The organism is Streptomyces camelliae (genome assembly GCF_027625935.1).
Lineage (GTDB): Bacteria > Actinomycetota > Actinomycetes > Streptomycetales > Streptomycetaceae > Streptomyces > Streptomyces camelliae.
This window is the reverse complement of record NZ_CP115300.1, coordinates 8,511,077-8,530,234: the sequence shown is the minus strand read 5'-3', so window position 1 is coordinate 8,530,234 and position 19,158 is coordinate 8,511,077. Positions and strand designations below refer to the sequence as shown.

At 73.2% G+C, this 19,158-nt stretch carries 14 protein-coding genes and 1 pseudogene; 8 read left to right on the top strand and 7 right to left on the bottom strand.

Annotated elements, in window-relative coordinates; genetic code table 11:
* Nucleotides 1-90: 90 nt before the first annotated feature.
* From O1G22_RS39140 to O1G22_RS39130, 3 genes and pseudogenes are all read right to left on the bottom strand, one after another.
* Nucleotides 91-1,194, bottom strand: coding sequence for a LacI family DNA-binding transcriptional regulator (locus O1G22_RS39140; RefSeq protein WP_270085651.1), 1,104 nt, complete (start codon nucleotides 1,192-1,194; stop codon nucleotides 91-93).
* Between the two features lie 603 nt (nucleotides 1,195-1,797).
* Nucleotides 1,798-3,059: pseudogene (locus O1G22_RS39135) on the bottom strand (beta-galactosidase); the annotation flags it as partial.
* Between the two features lie 170 nt (nucleotides 3,060-3,229).
* Nucleotides 3,230-4,438 (bottom strand): MFS transporter, encoded by a 1,209-nt coding sequence (locus O1G22_RS39130; RefSeq protein ID WP_270085650.1) that lies wholly within the window; start codon nucleotides 4,436-4,438, stop codon nucleotides 3,230-3,232.
* Nucleotides 4,439-4,662: 224 nt separating this feature from the next.
* On the opposite strand from O1G22_RS39130, the gene O1G22_RS39125 reads away from it, so the two are divergent.
* Nucleotides 4,663-5,541, top strand: coding sequence for an MBL fold metallo-hydrolase (locus O1G22_RS39125; protein ID WP_270085649.1), 879 nt, complete (start codon nucleotides 4,663-4,665; stop codon nucleotides 5,539-5,541).
* A gap of 58 nt (nucleotides 5,542-5,599) precedes the next feature.
* Here the strand turns inward: O1G22_RS39125 and O1G22_RS39120 are convergent, their stop codons facing one another.
* From O1G22_RS39120 to O1G22_RS39110, 3 genes are all read right to left on the bottom strand, one after another.
* Nucleotides 5,600-6,253, bottom strand: coding sequence for a maleylpyruvate isomerase N-terminal domain-containing protein (locus O1G22_RS39120; protein WP_270085648.1), 654 nt, complete (start codon nucleotides 6,251-6,253; stop codon nucleotides 5,600-5,602).
* 52 nt (nucleotides 6,254-6,305) lie between these two features.
* Nucleotides 6,306-6,668, bottom strand: coding sequence for a 5-carboxymethyl-2-hydroxymuconate Delta-isomerase (locus O1G22_RS39115; protein WP_270085647.1), 363 nt, complete (start codon nucleotides 6,666-6,668; stop codon nucleotides 6,306-6,308).
* A 98-nt stretch (nucleotides 6,669-6,766) separates the two neighbouring features.
* Nucleotides 6,767-7,324 (bottom strand): TetR/AcrR family transcriptional regulator, encoded by a 558-nt coding sequence (locus O1G22_RS39110; RefSeq protein WP_270085646.1) that lies wholly within the window; start codon nucleotides 7,322-7,324, stop codon nucleotides 6,767-6,769.
* Nucleotides 7,325-7,427: 103 nt separating this feature from the next.
* On the opposite strand from O1G22_RS39110, the gene O1G22_RS39105 reads away from it, so the two are divergent.
* On the top strand, nucleotides 7,428-7,844 hold the full coding sequence (locus tag O1G22_RS39105; RefSeq protein WP_270085645.1) for a nuclear transport factor 2 family protein: 417 nt from the start codon (nucleotides 7,428-7,430) through the stop codon (nucleotides 7,842-7,844).
* A 51-nt stretch (nucleotides 7,845-7,895) separates the two neighbouring features.
* Complete coding sequence (locus tag O1G22_RS39100) at nucleotides 7,896-8,564, top strand: hypothetical protein (protein ID WP_270085644.1); 669 nt, start codon at nucleotides 7,896-7,898, stop codon at nucleotides 8,562-8,564.
* A gap of 195 nt (nucleotides 8,565-8,759) precedes the next feature.
* Here the strand turns inward: O1G22_RS39100 and O1G22_RS39095 are convergent, their stop codons facing one another.
* A complete protein-coding gene (locus O1G22_RS39095; RefSeq protein WP_270085643.1) occupies nucleotides 8,760-10,100 on the bottom strand; it encodes a COG1470 family protein in 1,341 nt (446 codons plus the stop codon).
* A 227-nt stretch (nucleotides 10,101-10,327) separates the two neighbouring features.
* Between O1G22_RS39095 and O1G22_RS39090 the strand changes: the two genes are divergently transcribed.
* From O1G22_RS39090 to O1G22_RS39070, 5 genes are all read left to right on the top strand, one after another.
* Nucleotides 10,328-11,050: a helix-turn-helix transcriptional regulator gene (locus tag O1G22_RS39090; protein ID WP_225094779.1), complete on the top strand. Its 723-nt coding sequence runs from the start codon at nucleotides 10,328-10,330 to the stop codon at nucleotides 11,048-11,050.
* Between the two features lie 235 nt (nucleotides 11,051-11,285).
* Nucleotides 11,286-14,453 (top strand): hypothetical protein, encoded by a 3,168-nt coding sequence (locus tag O1G22_RS39085; protein ID WP_270085642.1) that lies wholly within the window; start codon nucleotides 11,286-11,288, stop codon nucleotides 14,451-14,453.
* A complete protein-coding gene (locus O1G22_RS39080) occupies nucleotides 14,450-15,166 on the top strand; it encodes a Pvc16 family protein (protein WP_270085641.1) in 717 nt (238 codons plus the stop codon). The genes O1G22_RS39085 and O1G22_RS39080 overlap by 4 nt, the downstream gene beginning before the upstream one ends.
* Nucleotides 15,163-17,493, top strand: a complete 2,331-nt coding sequence (locus O1G22_RS39075; RefSeq protein ID WP_270085640.1) for an ATP-binding protein — start codon at nucleotides 15,163-15,165, stop codon at nucleotides 17,491-17,493. Before O1G22_RS39080 ends, O1G22_RS39075 begins: the two co-directional genes overlap by 4 nt.
* Nucleotides 17,494-17,606: 113 nt before the next feature.
* Nucleotides 17,607-19,157: a phage tail sheath family protein gene (locus tag O1G22_RS39070; protein WP_270085639.1), complete on the top strand. Its 1,551-nt coding sequence runs from the start codon at nucleotides 17,607-17,609 to the stop codon at nucleotides 19,155-19,157.
* Nucleotide 19,158 lies beyond the last annotated feature (1 nt).

Below are 19,158 nucleotides of genomic sequence, written 5' to 3'. Positions count from 1 at the left end.
CCTGGCGCCTCACGGCCAACCTAGGTCCGGCGGCACCCGGATCCGGTCGTACCGGGGGCCGAACCGGAGGTGTCCCGTGGTACCGCGGTACTACGCACGCGGGCCGACGGGATCGGAGAGTGGGCCGGGTCGGCGGGCCGGGGCCGGGCCGGTGCTGTGGCGGACGACGAGTTCCACGGGGACGACGGACGCCGCCCGCGCCGAGGTGTCGCCGTCGATGCGGTCCAGCAGGAGGCGCAGGGAACGGGTGCCGATCTCGGCGAAGTCCGTGCGCACGGTGGTCAGCGGCGGCAGGAAGTGCGCGGCCTCGGGAATGTCGTCGTAGCCCACCACGCTGACCTCGTCCGGGACGCGGCGCCCGGCCTCGTGGAAGGCCCGCAGGACGCCGAGGGCCATCTGGTCGTTGGACGCGAACACGGCTGTGACCTCGGGGCGTTCGGCCAGCCGGCGGCCCAGCGCGTAGCCGGAATCGGCGCTCCAGTCACCGAAGAGGGGCTCGTGGACCCGCGCACCGGCGGCCTCCAGGGTGGCCCGCCAGCTCGCCGCGCGCAGCTCGGCCGAGGTCCAGCCGTGCGGGCCCGCGAGGTGCCAGACGGTGGCGTGACCGAGGCCGAGCAGATACTCGGTGGCGGCGCGCGCCCCGGCCGTGGAGTCCGCGGTGACACGCGGGGGGCCCTGCCCCGGGTCGTTCTCCAGCACCACCATGGGCCTGTCGAGCCCCGCCTCGGCCAGTGCCGCGCCGACCGGGCGCTGCGGGGCGATGGCGATGACACCCTCGGCGCCCTCGGCCGAGAGCCGGTCCAGGGCGCGTACCACCGTGTCCCGGGAGGCGGTGTCGAGAGCGATGGAGCTGACCAGGTAACCGGCTTCCTGGGCCGCCCTGTTGATGGCGGTCAGGATCGACGCGGGCCCGAACCTGGCCGCGTCGAAGGAGATCACCCCGAGCATCCCTGACCGCCCGCTGGCCAGCGACCGCGCGCTGCGGCTGGGCCGGTAGCCGAGTGTGCGCATCGCCTCCAGGACCGCCTCACGGGTCTCCGGCCGCACGGCCGGGTGGTCGTTGAGCACCCGGGAGACGGTCTGCTTGGACACCCCGGCCAGTTTGGCCACGTCGTCCATCACGGGACGGCTCCCCGCGAAGTTGCGCCGGCTGCGCCGCTGGGGTCCCGAGCCGTCTGCGGTGGATGCGGTCATACGGGTGTGTGTCCTCCGGCCTCGATACGGTGGTGGTGCTCTCCCGCCCGGCGGGTTCCCAGGATAGGCCGGGCGGGACAGGCGGCCGTCCGGGACCGTGCCGTGGCCGGGTCTCAGCCCGCGCGGACCGCCCGGACCCGGGTGGTCAGCAGGTCGGCCCGGTGGATCACGGCCGTGCCCCTGGCGGTGTCCGCGGGTGCGGGCAGGTACACGGGAGCGTCCGCGGAGAGCGGCAGGATCCGCAGGCGCAGCCCGGCACCGCGCAGCGCTTCGGCGGGGAGCCGGTCGAGGGCGATGTCCCAGGGCCGTCCGGAGTGGAACTGGTCGGCGACGAGGGTGTCCCCGGCGTAGGCCCGGGCCACATCCCCGGTCCACGTCAGGCGCAGCAGCGTACGGTCCGCCCGGTCCAGGACGGCCTCCGGCAGCTCGACGCGGTACTCGGCGGCGACGGTGTCGAAGTGCGTGTCGTCGGGGACGCTCGCCCTGCCCTGCACACCGGTGACGGTCGCGGGTGCCGTCCCGGCGGCGCGCACCGCTGTGACCACCGCCGGGAACGCGTCGCCGTGCTCGGCGGTGACCAGCGTGAAGCGGGTGAGGACGCCCTCCGCGCACCGCCCAGCGCAGGGTGTTCCGGTCGTGCTGCCCGGCCGGCCGGCGCTCGGGCAGCACGGACGCCATGGGTGCGATCCGCTCCCCGAAGTCGGCCAGCAGCAGGTGCTGAAGCCGCAGTTCGTGGTACGAGGGCCGGACCTGGCCGTACTCGCCGAGGGGGCCTGGAAGTCGTACGTCAGCAGGGGCAGGTCGTTGGGGTAGCCGGTGGCGTGCGACTCCTGGAGGGAGGTCAGTTCGCCGGCCGGGTTGGTGCCGCCGTGGAACATGTAGTAGCCCTGCCACACCGAGCCGCAGCCGATCTTCGTCAGGCCCAGCGCACCGATGTCGGCGGCGTCCACGCACGGCCGGCGGTGGTAGGCCACGGCCATGCCGCCGCCCAGCTCGCGGGTGGCCCACGGGGAAGCGGTCGGTGTGGGCCTCCGGGTCTGCGCCGCGCACGGTGGTGGGGCGCAGGTCGGCGCCGATGCCCTCGTCGTCGCGCTGGTGGGTGAAGAAGAAGTGCTTGCGGCAGGTGTCGGGCCGGCCGCCGTCGGCCTCGGTCCAGAAGGCCTCCGGGTAGCCGCCGTACAGCGGCAGGAGTTCCTCGCCGGGCAGCTGGACGCCGCCCCAGGCCGTCGACGTCCACAGCGGCGCGCTCAGTCCTGCTTCCTGCGCCATCCGCTTCAGGGTCAGCAGATGGCCGGGCTGGTCGTACAGCTCGTTCTCGATCTGGATCGCGACGATCGGGCCGCCGTGTGCGCGGTCCAGGCCGCGCAGTTGCTCGGCGAGGGCCGCGAACCAGGTGCGGACCGGTTCCAGATAGGCGGGGTCGTCGGTGCGCGGGGTGCAGTCGCGGGCCAGCACCCAGTCGGGCAGTCCGCCGCCCCGCACCTCGGCGTGCGACCAGGGGCCGATGCGCGGGATGAAGTCCAGGCCGTGCCGGGCGCACAGCCGCGCGAACCGGCGCAGGTCGCGGTCGCCGTCGAAGCGGATCCGGTCCTCGGTCTCCTCGTGGTGGATCCAGATGACGTAGGAGGCGACGGCCGTCACCCCGGCCGCCTTCATCTTCAGCAGCTCCTCCTCCCACTCTCCCGCCGGACAACGGGAGTAGTGGAACTCGCCGGAGGCCGGGAACCAGGGGCGGCCGCCGCGGGTGAGTAGCGGCTGGTGACCTCGATCGGGTCGGCAACGCCCGGTGCGTCCGTGAACGGCAGATGGCCGGTGAGCGGGGGCGCGGCGGGGCGCGGCACGCGCAGGCGGTGCGGAAAGGGCATCAGGGGTTCTCCGGTCCGGGGTCGGGGAGGTCGGTGAGCCGGGCGGTCAGGCCGGTGGGTGGCGTGCCGTCCGGGCAGGACGAGGTCATGGCGTGCCGGGGCGCAGGACCGGAGCGGGGACGTACAGGGTGCGCTGCGGCCCGCGGGTCCCGTGGCTGCCGGACGGCGGTTCAGCGCGGGCGGGTGGCGCGGATCAGCCAGCGGGTGGCGGCCAGGCACAGGGCCGAGACGGCGCCCAGCAGAAGGGGTACGGCGCGGACGCCGGAGCACTCGATGGCCTTGCCGAGCGCCGGCCCGGCCGCGACCCCGCCCACCATGGACGCGGCGATGACCATCGCCCCCGCCCGGCGGGCCCGGGGGGCCGTGCGGTGCAGCCAGGGCAGTCCGGTGGGGAAGACGGGCGCGATGAACAGGCCGACACCGGCGTACGCGTAGGGGGCGAGCCCCGCCACGGAGGCCAGCAGCAGACAGCAGGTCATGCCCGCGCAGGAGACGGTGATGATGGCCTGCGGGCTGAACCGGAGCGCGATGGGTGCGACGAGGAACCGGCCGACGGTCATCATCAGCCAGTACACGGAGGTAGCCGTCGCCGCGGTCCCGGCGCCGTAGCCGACGGTCTCCAGATGGGTGGGCTCCCAGCCGCCGACGCCCGCCTCGATGCCGACGTGCAGCACGTAGAGGGCGACGAACACCGCGAGCACCGATGCCAGGCCGCGGACGAGCGCCTGTCCGCCGCCGGCGTCCCCGGCGGCGTCCGACGGCTGCGGGGCACGGTCCCGTACGCCCTTCAGGCACAGCAGCAACGGCAGGTTGACCAGCGCGAAGCCGAGGAAGATCGCCGGGTAGTGCCCGGCGCCGACCGTGCCGACCAGCGCGGGGCCGAGGATCGCGCCGATGCCGAAGTGCGCGTTGAGGACGTTCAGCATGGCCGTCGAGCGGTGTCCGAAACCGACCGCGAACAGCTGATTGAGGCCGTAGTCGATGCCGCCGAAGCCCAGCCCGCCGAGCAGCGCGGTGGCCAGCGCCACGGGCCAGTTCGGGGCCCAGGCGAAGCCCGCCGCGCCGACGGCCATCAGCAGGTAGGAGGCACCGAGGATCTGCCGGTTGCCGAGCCGCCCGTACAGCCGGTCGAAGAGCAGCACGCCCGCCACACCGCCGACGAAATGGGCGCTCAGTCCGAGGCCGGCGGCCGCGGGGCTGAGCCCGAACTCGCGGCGGAAAGCCGGGATCGACGGCCCGTAGAGCGCCTGGAGCACGCCGATCAGCACGAAGCCGACGCACGAGGCGACCACGGCCGCCGGGCTGAAGACGGGCGCCTCGGGGGCGGCGGAGGCCGCACGGGTGCCCGTGTCGCACGGCCGGGTCGATGGTTCGCTCATGCCGACTCCACAAGTCACAGGTGTCCAGGGCGAGTTGCCTCGGCTCCGACGGGACATGAATGTTACCGGTAACATGACGTGCGTCAAGGTCACGTGCCAGAGCAGTAAGCCCCCGCAAGAACAAGGTCCGGACCCTCTTCCGGTTTCCGCCCGGCGCGGGATACCTCTGGACGTGCGCGGCCGCTCGGCGAGCGCGGTACAGAAAGGAACGGACCATGGGTGACATGCGCTTACCAGAGGGCTGGCATGTGACCGAGCGATGCACGAACTGCGATGTCGCCCGGCAGCTGGCCCCCGGCCTGATCGGCGAGGTCGACGGCCGCTCGGCGGTGTTGCGCCAGCCGAGCGGCGAGGCCGAGGTGCGGCAGCTCCTCGCCGCCGCGCACGCCTGCCACACCCGCGCCGTCCGCCCTGTGACCGGACGGCTGGACTCGGCCCTGGACCCCTTCCCGCTGGCCCTGGACGACGCCGTGCTCCTGTGCGGGCACAACTCCCCGCACACCGCGGGCGCCAACTCCTATCTGCTGCGCCGGCCCGACGGCACCGCGATGCTGGTGGACACCCCGCGCTGGAGCACCGCGCTGGCCACGCGCTACGAGGCACTGGGCCCCGTCACCGACGTCCTGCTCACCCACCGCGACCACGCCGCGCACGGCCGCCGGTACGCCGACCGGCTGGGCGCCCGGCTCTGGATCCACGAGGGTGACCTCGACGCCGCTCCGGACGCCGACCAGGTGCTGCGCGGCACCGATCCGGTGGAGGTCGCCGACGGGGTGATCGCCCACCCGCTCCCGGGACACACCAAGGGCAGCGCGCTGTTCGTCGCGGACGAGCGGTACTGCTTCAGCGGCGACAGCTTCTACTGGTCACGCGGCACGGGGGACATCGAGGTGGCCGAGAGCGTCACCTGGTACTCCATCCGCGAACTGGCCGCCTCGCTGGCCCGGACCGCCGGCCGGCTGCGCTTCGAGTGGCTGCTGCCGGGCCACGGCGACCGGCGCCGGCTGCCCGCCGACGACATGGCCGAGCGGATGCGGCGGCTGGCGGCACGCACCCGCGAACTGCGGCCCCGGCCGGTCGACTTCACGGCGGTGCGCTGGTGACGGGCGCCGTGTCGGCCGTGTCCGCGCCGGAACCTTCGACCGCCACGTGGACGACCGTTCAGCCGAGAATGAAGGGGAGTTGTTCCGCGAAGTCGCCCAGCGTCTCGCGCTCCGCGTCGGTCGGTGCGCGCCGGCCCGTGCCGATCAGCAGTGCTTCCCTGTCGGAGAGCGAGGCGGGGAACCCGGATCCCGCGATCTTCTCCAGTGACACGCGCGCCGCCGCGAGGGTTTCGGCGGGGGGATCGGGGGCCGACGGCAGATGGGCGATCAGGTCGAGGTGATGCAGGGTCCATTCGACGACGTACGCGGACAGGTAGTCGCCGACGGTCAGCACCTCGTCGCGGGTGCCGACACGCGCGGCCGGATCGGCGAGTTCGGCGGCGCGGCCCGCGGCGGAGCCGACGTCGTCCAGATGGAACCTCAGCAACCCCGGCTCGCCGTAGGCGGCGGCCAGCCGGGGGATCAGCGCGTCGAGCGGATCCTCACCGGTCGGGGGTTCGACGAGCTTCCAGTAGGTGACCGCGTCCACGGTCGGTGCGCCGGTCGCGGGGGTGACCAGGGTGATCAGCACGTCCTGGGCGTCGATGACCAGATGGCAGACCAGGTCCCGCACCAGCCAGCCGGCACAACCGGAGGGCCGCTCGAAGTCCTCGTCGGCGAGTGCGGCGACCGCCTCGCGCAACGCCGTCCAGGAACGTGAGAAGAGCTCCACCGGGGCACCGTAGTGCGGAACGGCAACGGTGCTCAAGCGCATGCGCGGTCGGTCAGCGCGCGGACGGCGAGAGCCGGTAGGAGCCGGTGAGGTCGCGCACCTCCACCGAGAAGACCGCGTCCGGAGGTACGCCCTCGACCCGTAGATGCTTCTCCAACAGCGCGAGCACCCCCTCGGACAGCCGCGCCTTCAGCGCCTCGGGACGACCGGGCATGAGCCCCACGTCGACGTGCACAAAGGCCGCCTCCTCGCACGGCCGGTCCCCGACGTACGTCTCCACCGGCCGGAACAGTGTCTTGCACACACCCCTCGTACCGGACTCCTCGACCACGAGCGGATGCAACTCCTTCACCAGGGCCGCCCGGTCGAAGGTTCCGGCCAGGTGGGAGGAGTAGTCGACGGTGAGGTACGGCATGGAGGGCCTTTCCCGGGGTCCCGGTGGTTTCGCTAGGCAACCAGTTTCCCTCACGGGCTCCAGCAGCCGCACCGCGGCCCCCCTCGGGGGTCGAAAGGTCACTCCCGCTCCGCCAGGATCCGCTCCGCGAGTTCACGGGCGGCCGCGGCCGGGTCGGTACCGGGGCGGGTGGCGCCGGCCGCCATGACTCCGTCGATGAGGAGCAGCAGCTGGTCGGCGGCCCGCGCAGGCCGGGGATGGCCGAGCCGGACCAGTTCGGCCGCGAGAAGCCGGGTCACGCGCGCGCGGTAGTCGCGGGTGACGGCGTGGGCAGGATGGTCGGGGTCGGCCAGGGCCAGGTCGGCGGCGAGATAACGGCAGCCCCGGAAGTCCGGCTCCGTGATGACGGTGCCGAGCTGGTCGAAGATCGCCAGCAGACGCTCGCGCGGATCCTCTCCCGCGGCCCCCATGGTTCGTTCGTAGCCCGCCTCGTCCTCGGCGGCGCTGCGCCGCAGCACCTCCGCGATCAGGCCGTCCTTGCCGCCGAAGTGCTCGTACAGCGACCTGCGGGCCACGTTCGCGCTCTTGAGCAGTGTGTCCACGCCCACTGCGACGCCATGACGGTAGGTCAGCTGCTGCGCCGCCTCCAGCAGGCGATCACGCGGTCCCGGCTTCATGGGCGCCAGCCTGCCACCCGTTGACCGGTAGATCAACCGGTCTATATGGTGGAGATAGACCGACTGTTCTATCTACGACGTCCTTCCCCTCTGAGGAGCGACCATGTCACCTCGTACGACCGCAGCAGTCATCGATCTGTTCAACCAGGCCTTCGTCCATCACGAGCCCGATCTGCTCGACGATCTCGTGGGCGACGGATGTGTCATGGAGGCGATCCAGCCGGCGCCGGACGGCGAACGCGTTGAGGGGCGGGAGGCGTGCCTCGCCTTCTGGCGGACGCTCGCGGCCGACCGCACCACCCGGTTCGCACCCGAGGACGTCACCGTCGCCGGCGACCGGGCGACGATCCGCTGGCGCTACCACTTCGGCGACGGCCCTCACGACTCCGTACGCGGCGTGAACCTGATGCACGTCGAGAACGGCCGGATCGTCCAGGCCCTGGGGTACAGCAAGACGGGCGGCGAAGTCCCTTTGGCCACCGACGGAGAGGCGGCTGCCGCAGGGCACTCGGGCAGCTGAAGGGCGGACCTCGGCCGGGGTGATCGCGGGCGCGGACAGCAGAACGGCGGTATGTTCGGGGCCGTCTGGAACATCGTCACCCTCGCGGTGATCGCCGCGCCGGCGCAGTGGTTCTGGGGCGGTCCGCCGACACCGGCGCCGTTCGCCGGCGACGTCCTGCTCCCCCATCGGATCGACGCGCTGTTCGGCGAGACCGTTCGCGGCACCGATCCCCGCGACGTCGCCGGGAGTTCGGGGGCGATGCACTTCCTCGCCGCGATCCTGGCGGCCGGACTCCTGCCGACCAGCCCGGCCACCGGGGAACGACTGCCGGCAGCATGCGTCCCCGCTGCCGGGCTCGCGATGTGGGTGGTCCAGGAGAACCGGCGTAGCCTGCTGGCCTGTTACGGCTTCGTCCTCGGCGGGGCCGTGCTGCTGATCGGCCGCCTCGTTCCTCACGGCGGGGCTGCCGCGGTGGCGGGACAGGCACTACCGGCAGCCCCGAGGCCGCGACGGCTCACCCGTGCCGACGGCGCCGCCGCCTCTCCGGACAGGGCCGTACGGCTGGCCGTACTGCACGGTCGGCCAGTGACGGTCAGGGTCCCCGTGGGCACGGGGGTGACCATGGCGCTGCCGCCGGGCACGAAGCTCGCGGAGTCCGGCGCACGCACGGTGGACGAATTCGGTGTGCCGCCGAGGGAGGCGTTCGCGGTCCCGCGGGCGCCGGTCAGCAGCGCGTAAACCGGCCAATTCACTTACGACGGTGGGTAGTTCGGGCCGCAGGACGTCACCGGTGCGGACGCCGGGATTCCGGGGTGTGTGACGGCATGCGAAACATGCACGTTACATGGAGTCCCTTGGTGGTTTTCGGCCGGAGTGGGAGTCACCCCTTCCCCTTACGCCACACGAAGGCGAACGATGTGCGGGGGCACCACCTCACCGTGCGACGTCGCTGAGCACACCACTGACGTTCAGGACCTCGTGACACTGCGTCGCCTGCCGGCCGGTGGCCGGTGTCCCCGGCTTCGCGCACGTCACGTTCATGGTGACGGTGGCGTCCTCGGGGATCTTGATGGGGGTGACCCAGTGGTAGTCCTGGTTGCGGAAGGTCTCCAGCGCGATCGTGGTGATCTTCCGGTCGCCGAAGGTGATGGTCATGACCCCCTCGTCGCCCTGGAAATTGGCGACGACGATATCGGTGATGCCGAAGATCTTGCCCTTGGGGACCACATAGGTGCCGGTCTTGTCCACCCCACCCGATGTCTGTACGTCGATCGTGGCCGAGCTCTGCTGCCCGGCTCCGGCCACCGTGCCGTCGGGGCCGTCGCCTCCGGCGCCCGGTGCCGTGTTCGCGCCCTGGCCGCCCTGCCGGGAACCGGTGCCGGTACCCGTGCCGGTGCCGGCGCCGGTCCCCGGGGACTGCCCGTTCTGGCTCCCGCCGGGGGTCGGGCGGGGCTGGACCACCTCGTCGGCCGCCTGCTTGGCGGCGCTGCGCACCGCCGGGCGGACCAGCGCGAACCAGGCCACGATCAGCGCGATCAGGGCCGCGAGCAGCGCCAGCAGCCACTTCGGGAAGACGGGGATCTGGACGAACTCGGCCTCCAGCGGCGGCCGTACGGCGGTCCCGGGCCGTTCGGCCTCCCCCTCCGCCGTGCTGTCGCCGACGCCCACCGTGAATGGCCAGACCACCGGCTTGCCGAACCAGACCGGTTTGCCGGTGCGCACCCGCAGCCGGGTCTCCGCCGACTCACCGGGCTCCAGGGCCAGTTCGGCGGGAGTGAAGCCGAACTTCAGCTCCTCGCCAGGCTGTTCCGGACTGAAGCTCACCCGGGCCGGGGTGTTGCCCTCGTTGCGCACCGCCAGCCGGTAGCGGCCGCGCAGCCAGCCGCGCCGACGACGGGGAAGCAGTTCGGTGCGCAGCTCGTGGAACGCCTCGATGTGCACGGTGGTCTCGGGCACCGTCACGGACTCGGGGTGCTCGGCCGGCAACACCCGTACGCCCAGCGGCACATCGCCCGCGCGCACGTGCGGGGAGCGTGGCGGGGCCAGCCGGATGGCCACCGTCTCGGAGGTCCCGGGGTAGAGCGAGACCCGTGCGGGTTCCACGGTGGTCCAGGCCGCGCAGTCGCCCACGACCTCCAGGGTGTACGCCTCGACGATGTCGCTGTCGTTGCGGACGGTCAGGTTCGTGGCGGCGGTACCGCCCGGCGTCACCGTCACGGCGGGGATGTCGAGGCCGGGCGCCCCGGGTCCGGAAGAGGCTGCAGATGGCGTCACGCCACGACCGTAGAGCCGGCACCGGAGTGTCACGAGAGGTGCGAGGGCAACATCCGGGCAGTGGACATGCCCCCAGCGGGCACCGTCAACTCCGCTGAATGGACGGCCTGTTGAGCGGATTCGGCGCGGCGCGTGGTCCGCCGGCCGGGGATCGTCGCCCGTCCCGCGCGCCTCCTTGGCCCCGTACGTCTCTCTCCGCTCTTCTCGTCATGAAACAGGTACTCAGTATGTCCGGCTCCGTGAAGGAGAACCCGCTCATGGCCGCCCGCACACCCCGCGCGACCAATCCCCCCGTGACCACGCACCGAGCCGCCCCCGAGGAACGGCCACACCGGGTGTCCGTCGCGGTGTACGCCCAGGACCTGGTGCTGCGCATCGGTGTCGTCCACCAGCTGCGCCAGCGCCCGGAGGTGGAGCTTCTCGACGAGGCCGAGGCGGACCGGGCGCGGACGTCGCTCGTGGTCGTCGACGCCGTGGACGACGACGTCATAGCCCTGCTGCAACGGTTGCAGCGCAACGCCGGGACCCGCACCGGGCTCGTGGTCGGCACGTTCGAGTCCGCGGCGCTGCAGCGGGTGATCGAGTGCGGTGTCGCCGCGGTGCTGCGGCGCGCCGAGGCGGACCAGGACCGGCTGCTGCATCTGGTGCTCGCGATGGCCAAGGGCGAGGGGGTGCTCCCGGGTGACCTGCTGGGCAAGTTACTCACCCATGTGGGCGGTCTGCAGCGGTCGGCGCTCGATCCGCGCGGCCTGACCCTGTCCACGCTGACCGCACGCGAGGCGGACATGCTGCGTCTGGTGGCGGAGGGGTTCGACACCACCGAGATCGCGCAGAAGACCGCGTACTCCGAGCGGACCGTCAAGAATGTGCTGCACGAGATCACCACCCGGCTGCAACTGCGCAACCGCGCCCACGCGGTGGGCTACGCCCTGCGCAACGGACTGATCTGACAGGCCGGTTCACCGCCGGGTGTGCTGTGGGCAGCCCTGCCCACAGCACACCCGGCACCCGAACACCGACCCACGCCCGCCCAGGCCCCGTGCCGGCGCACCCCGCACCCGGCCGCTGCCCGAAAGCGCAGCCCCCGCTTCCCCCGGGCACGGCCCCGTCGCCCTCCCGTGTGACGCGCGCGCGGGCACACAGTGGCGGGGCACACCCTGGTGTCCCAAGACTGCGAGGTGGACCGTGAACGGCAGCGCTGGCCCCGGCGGGGAGCGCCGGCTGGGGAGATTCGGTGCGTCGTTGCTCCTGCTGGTCCCGCTGCTCGTGGTGACGGCGGCCGCCGGGCCGGACAGCGCTGAGGCCCGGCCGCAGGCGGCCGCCGACGCCGCCACCCGCATCGCCTACGCCGGCACCGGGCACCGCAGTCTCGGCAGGGTGGTCGGCACCAAGTCCAGCGAGCCGCTGTTCGGCGCGGGTCCGGCGCACTACGACGTCGAGCCGTCGGCGCTCGGCGACACGATGGTGTTCGCGAGCCGCCGCGACTCCAAGAACCCGCAGATCTACCTGCGCGCCCCCGACGGCTCGGTGCGCAAGCTGACCAGCGGCCGGGACGCGGCCCACCCCCGGCTGACCCCCGACGGCAAGGCCGTGGTGTTCGACTCGGCGGAGCCCGGCGGCCCGAGCGGCAAGAAGCAACGCGACCTGTGGCTGGTGCGCACCGACGGCACCGGGCTGACCCGGCTGACCGACACGCCGTACGACGAGGAGAGCCCGACCGTGTCACCGGACGGGCAGCGCTTGGCGTACTCCAGCGACAGCAACGCGGTGCTCGGGTTCCAGATCTATGAGCAGCGACTGGCCGGGGGCACCGCGACCCGGCTCACCACCGTGGCCGGCAAGGCGACGGAGCCGGTCTGGAATCCGGTGAACGACGCGGCACACCGGGACCTGATCGCGTACACCTACACCTCGGACTCCTCGACGGGCCCGCGACTGCGGGTGACCGGCGGGCCGGCCGGGGACCAGGTGCTGCTCACCAAAACCTCGATCTACTGGCGGACCCATGGGGCAGCCTGGATGCCCGATGGGGAGGGCGTGCTGTTCCTCAGCCCCGACCGCACCTGTGGCTGCGAGGGCGACTGGGACCATGTGTACCGGGTGGACAACCGCGCACAGGACCCCCAGTTGGTGCTCATGGAGGACCGCGCGGTCGGCACGCCGACCTGGGTCGGCCCGCAGAACGGCGGTTACGTCGTGGTGGACCGCACCACGGCGAAGGCCAGCGACCCGCCGAACGGCGTGCACGGTCCGCACGTGGTGACCCTCCAGGACGTCCGGACGGACGGCGCCGACCCGCGCGACCTCGGGTTCACCATCCTGAACGAGGACCCGGCGGCCGACACCAACACCGATCCGACGAAGGATCCGCTGTTCAACCCGGCGTCCGGGTACGACCCGTGGACCGAGCGGCAGAGCTACACACCGGACGGCCGCCGCATCGTGGTGACCCGGTTCGAGGGCACGGGGGACAACCGGATCGAGCGGATCTGGATGGTGGACGCCGACGGTTCCAACCCTGCGGCGATGCCGCTGGCCGGGCGCGGGCCGAGGGACTGGGACACCGACCCGGCGTTCTCGCCGGACGGCAAGTACCTTGCGTTCACCCGGACTTCGCCCGGCGGGGTCGGATCCGCGTCCGGACCGGGCCGTATCCTCGTCGCCGACGCGACGACCGGGGCGATCGTGCACGAGATCGTCCCGCCGGCCGGACAGCAGACGGGCGGCGACGCCCAGCCCACCTGGTCCTCCGACGGCACCACGCTCGCGTTCACCCGGAACATGACGATCGGCGGGAGCGGCGGCAACAAGCACATCTGGACCGTGCCGGTCGACGCCCTCGACCAGCAGCGCGACCTGAGCGCGCGGATCTGCCCCGGCGACTGCACGGTCATCGACGACAGCCCCGCGTTCTCCCCGGACGGACGCCGGATCGCCTTCAACCGCAAGGACGGCGGCGGCCGTGTCAACGAGCGCAACGGACTCCTGCTCACCTCCGTGTCCGGCGCCGGCTGCCAGGTGCTGCTGCCCGAGTCGGCCCGCTCCACCGAGGACGCCTGCCACCAGCAGCTGCCCGACACCTCCGGCACCGGCCCGCACCAGCCGCGCGACGCGGCCTGGACCGCGGACGGCAACGGGATCGTCTACAGCTCCCGCACCGACACCCCACCCAACTGCCCCGAGAAACTCCACCTGTTGAACATCACGACCGGCCACCTGACGCCGCTCACCCTGGAGCTGCCGGGACGCCAGAAGGAGCCCGGCGTCCAGCAGTCGGTCGACTTGGCCGTGCACGCGCCGGGTACGGTGCCCGCGGTCACCGTCGGCCGCTCCACGGACATCCGCGTCGACGTCGTCAACAACGGCCCGGCCGCCTCCCCCGGCACCCGGCTGACCGTCGCACCGCCGGCCGGTGTCTCCGTCACCCGGGTCCGCCGGCCCGGCGGCACCTGTGACGCGGCCTCCCTCCAGTGCGACCTCGGTGTGGTGCCGCCCGGTACGACCGTGCCGGTGACCGTGACCGTGACCGGGCGCACCGCCGGCGAGCAGCCCGTGGACTGGTCGGTCACCGGCAGCGTCGTCGACCCGCGGCCCGGCGACAACGCGGCGCGGACCGTCGTACCGGTGCACAAGGCCGCCCCGCCGGCCCCCAGCCCGTCCCCGACCCCTCCGGCACCCACACCGCCTCCGACACCGCCTGCGCCGAAGGCCGGCCCCGGGGTCCGGGTCACCGCCCAGCCGAACCCGGGCTATGTGGGGGGCCGGGTCGTGGTGACGTACACCGTGCGCAACGGCCGCAACGCGCTGGCCACCGGGCTGCGGCTGCGGATCGGGCTGCCCGCCGGGATCCCGGACGGCGGGCCGCCGGCGGGGTGCGACAGCGGCTGGGTGTGCGCGCTGCCGGACCTGGCGCCGGGGGACAGCACGGTCGTCCGGGTGGTCCTCGCCCCCGACCACGCCACGACCGGCCGGGCCACCGGCGTGCTGACCACCACCGGTACGGACGCCGACCCGACCGACAACCGGACGCGCACCACGCTGCGGATCCTCCAGCCGAAGATCGTCGCCGTGCCGCCGATCGGCAAGCCCGGCTTCGTCACCTCGGTGCGCGGCAAGGACTTCCCGCCGGGCGTGCCGGTGCGGTTCACCTGGCAGCCGGGGATCACCGCGGCCGCCGCGCCGACCGTGCCCGAGCCGGACGGCACGTTCATCGGGCAGCTGCTGATCCTCGCCAAGGACCAGACGGGTCCGCGCACCATCACCGCGCGCGGCCCCGGCTTCTCCCCGGTGAAGACCGACTTCCTGGTGGTGAACGGCAGTGTGCAGCCGCCCGACGAGGTGACCCGCCGATGATCCACGAGGTCGACGAGGCGCTGCGCGGCCTGCTCGGCGAGTCCGGGCTGGCGGCGTCCGGGGTCGAGATCGTCTTCGACGCGCCGACCCGCGACTGGGCGGCCCGCCGCACCGCCCCCACCGTCTGCGTCTTCCTGTACGACATCCGGGAGGACGCGACCCGGCGCGGCAGCGGCGCCGGGGAGGTGTACGACGCGGACGGGTATGTGGTGGCGCGGCGCACCCCGCCGCGCTGGTACGAGCTGACGTACCTGGTCACGGCGTGGGCGAGCCGCCCGCAGGACGAACACCGGCTGCTGTCGCAGGTACTGGCCTTGCTGGCGGCCGCCGACGCGCTGCCGGACCGGCATCTCACGGGCTCGCTCGCCGAACTGGGCCTGACCGTGTCCCTGGACACCGCGGGAGCCACGCTCGACGCGCCCGCCGCCTCCGACGTGTGGTCGGCACTCGGCGGCGAGCTGAAGGCGTCCCTCGGCGTACGGGTGCGCGCGCCCCTCGCCGGGACGAGCAGGGCCGCCGCGCCGCCGGTCACCGAGGGGCTCGTGGTGCGTTCCGCGCAGGGACGGCGGGAGGGTGAGGACGGGGCTCCGGTGCCGGGGCGCCGGCTGCGGTACGACGGGGTGAGCGACCCGGGGCCCGAGGAGGGGTTCGCCGGTCCGCGCGAGCGGCGTCCGGCCCCCGCGCGCCGCCGCCGGGGAGGCCGCCAGCCGTGACCTACCTGGAGGAGACGATCAGGGACATCGGCGCGGACCCGCTGTGGGCACGGCTGCGCCTGGTCGAGGAGCGGGTCCGGTACGCGGTGGCGGCCCGGCGCGCCGTCGATCCCGACCCCGACGATCCGTACCGGGGGCAGTACCTCACCCCGGAGGCGGCCCAGCGGATCCTGGACGGACCGGGCGGCCTCGACGTACCGGGCTACGACCCGCAGCCCCCGCCGCCCGGTTCCGCGCTCGGCACCCTGGCCGAGCGGTTCGGCCTGGCGCCGCTCGACACGGACCTGCTGCTGATCGCCCTGGCCCCGGATCTGGACGCCCGCTTCGAGCGGCTCTACGGCTATCTCAACGACGATCTGACCCGCCGTCGGCCGACGGTCGGGCTGGCGCTGGAGCTGTGCGGGCTCGGGCCGGCGTCGGCAGCCCGGTTCCGGTTCTCGCCCGGGGCGCCGCTGGTCGCGGGCGGCCTGCTGGAGGTCACCGATCCCGAACGCCCGCCGCTGTCACGGGTGTTGGTGGTCCCGGACCGGGTCACCGGATATCTGCTGGGCGACACCGCGCCCGACGCCCGGCTCGCCGGAGTCCTCGGCACGGCCGCGGCGGACCCGACGGCGGAGCCGGACGAGGTCCGGCGAGCAGCCCGCGCGGTCCGGTCCGGGCCGGGCCTGGTGCATCTGCTGGACCGGGGCGGGGACGCGCCGGGACTGGCCGCCACGGCGCTGTGCGCGGCCGGACTCGGCACGCTGGTCCTGGACACGGCGGCACTCGCCCGGCGCCCCGCCGACCTGCCCGTGCTCGCCCGGGTCGCGGCGCTGGAGGCCCGGCTCACCGGCGCGGGCGTCGTCCTCGGCCCGCTGGCGGACCTGCCGTCCGCGCCCGCCGAACGGGCCCGCAGCGCAAGCGAGTTGTGCGCGGCGCTGCGCGGCATCCCCCTGTTCACCCACGGCACGGACGGCTGGGACCCGTCGTGGGCGGCCGACACCCCGATCGTGCTGCCGGTCAACCCGCCCTCCCCCGCACGACAGGCCGCGCGCTGGCGCCACGCCCTCGCCCTGGCCGGCGCCGACACCTCCGCGACCGGCGCCACGCTTCGCCTGGCGGGGACACCGGTGGACAGCATCACGCTTCCCCTGACCGAGGCCTCCAGGAACGCCGACGCCCTCCCGCTGACCGAGGCCCCCACGAACGGCGAGGCACTTCCCCCGACCCGTGACTCCCCGGACGGCCGGACAGCTCCCCCGACCCGTGACGCCCCGGACGCCGACGCCCTCCCGCTGACCGAGGCCTCCACGGACGGCGAGGCACTTCCCTCGACCGGCACCCCCACGGCCGGCGATGCCGATGCGCTGGCCCGGGCGGTCGCCGCGCATCGTCTCGACGGCGGGCAACTTCGGCGGGCCGCCGGTGCCGCCGTGCGCAGCGCGGGGCTCGCGGGGCGTCCGGTCTCCCCCGGTGATCTGCGTGCGGCCGTGCGGGCGCAGAACGGGGCGGGGCTGGCGCGGCTGGCGCGCAGGGTGGAGCCGGACGTCGGCTGGGACGATCTGGTGCTGCCCTCGCCGACCCGGCGCAGGCTGCGCGAGCTGGCCGTACGCGCGCGCCATCGCGATCAGGTGCTCGGGCAGTGGCGGATGCGGCCGGGCGGCGGCCGGGGGCGCGGGGTGATCGCGCTGTTCGCGGGCGAGTCGGGCACCGGAAAGACCATGTCCGCCGAGGTGGTCGCCGCCGACCTCGGCATGGACCTGTACGTGGTCGATCTGTCCACGGTCGTGGACAAGTACGTGGGCGAGACCGAGAAGAACCTGGAACGGATCTTCACCGAGGCGTCCGCCGTCAACGCGGTGCTCCTCTTCGACGAGGCCGACGCGATCTTCGGCAAGCGCTCGGAGGTCAAGGACGCCCACGACCGGCACGCCAACATCGAGTCCGCGTATCTGCTCCAGCGCATGGAGTCCTTCGACGGGATCGCCGTGCTCACCACGAACCTGCGGGCCAACCTGGACGAGGCGTTCACCCGCAGACTCGACGTGGTGGCCGAGTTCCCCGTGCCCGACGCAGCTCAGCGCCTCGCCCTGTGGGAACGCTGCCTGGGCGAGCGGCTGCCGCGCGCCGCCGACCTCGACCTCCGTTTCTGCGCGGACCGTTTCGAACTGGCCGGCGGGTCCATCCGGGCGTGCGCGGTGACCGCCGCCTATCTCGCGGCGGAGGCCGAAGGACCGCTCACCATGCGGCAGTTGGTGTCGGCGGTGGTGCAGGAGTACCGCAAGCTCGGCCGACTGGTCCTGGAGAGCGAGTTCGGGCCGTATCTGGCGGACGTCCTCGGCGCCTGAAAAGGCAGCGCGGTTGCCCCCGGCAAGGTACCCACGCACCTGTCCGTGAGCCGGACCCGCCTCGGAGACTCGGCATCGACGCAGGTGACCCGATGGAACGTGAAGGAGCGAGCATGCCGACGTACCTCACCCCGGGCGTGTACGTGGAGGAGGTGCAGTCCGGTGCCCGTCCCATCGAAGGGGTCGGCACCGCCGTCGCCGCGTTCGTCGGGTTCGCCCAGCGCGGGCCCTTCCACGAACCGACCCTGGTCACCAACTGGGACCAGTACACCCAGCTGTTCGGCGGCTTCACCGAGGGCACCTACCTCGCGCACGCTGTCTACGGCTACTTCTCCAACGGCGGCGGCGCGGCCTACGTGGTGCGCATCGGCGGCTCCGCCGAGGGCACGTCGGAGGGCGGCCGGGGCTCCCGTGAGGTGCGGACGGCCGAGCCGATCACGCTCGGCGGGTTCCAGATCACGGCCCGGCCCGGCATCTCCGGCCTGTCGGTGGAGATCGCCGACGCCGACGGCGAGAACCCGCCCGAGGACCGCTTCAAGCTGCTGGTCCGCCAGGGCGAGCAGGTCGTCGAGACGTACGACGTCTCCACCCGCAAGAACGTCAAGGGCTATGTGGTCAGCCAGCTGCGCGCCTCGAAGCTGATCGAGGTCACCGAGCAGCGCGACGCCGGCCAGACCCGCCCGGCGAGCCAGACAGTGGCCGTGCCCGACGCGCCGGCCGCGCCCGCCGTGCCCGGCCCGGGCGCGGCGAACCGGCTCGACCCGGCCGAGTACGTCGGCGACGCCGCCGCCCGCACCGGGTTCGCCGGGCTGGAGGCCATCGACGAGATCACCATGGTCGCGGTGCCCGACCTGATGGGCGCCTACCAGCGCGGCGACATCGACGCCGAGGGCGTGCGCACCGTCCAGCTCGCGGTCATCTCGCACTGCGAGCAGATGGGCGACCGGGTCGCGGTCCTGGACACCCCGCCGGGCCTCACCGCCCAGCAGGTGCGCCACTGGCGCAACGAGGAGGCGGGCTACGACTCCCGGTACGCCACCCTCTACTACCCGTGGGTGCGGGTCTTCGACCCGGCGGCGGGCCGCAACACCACTGTTCCGCCGAGCGGTCACATCGCGGGCGTGTGGGCGCGCAGCGACGCCGAGCGCGGGGTGCACAAGGCGCCCGCCAACGAGGTGATCCGGGGCGCGGTGGACCTGGACATCCGGCTCAGCAAGGGCGAGCAGGACCTGCTCAACCCCATCGGCGTGAACTGTGTCCGTGCCTTCCCCGGCCGGGGCATCCGGATCTGGGGCGCCCGCACGCTGTCCTCCGACCCGGCCTGGCGCTATCTGAACGTGCGCCGCCTGTTCAACTACCTTGAAGAATCCATCCTGTTGGGCACCCAGTGGGTGGTCTTCGAGCCGAACGACGACCGGTTGTGGTCGAGCATCCGGCGCAACGTCACCGCGTTCCTCACCGAGGAATGGCGCCGGGGCGCGCTCTTCGGCCGCACCGCCGACGAGGCGTTCTACGTCAAGTGCGACCGCGACAACAACCCGCAGACGTCCATCGACCAGGGAAGGGTCGTCTGCGAGATCGGCGTCTCCCCCGTCAAGCCCGCCGAGTTCGTGGTGTTCCGGCTGGCCCAGTTCTCCGACAGCACCAGCCTCATCGACGAGTGAC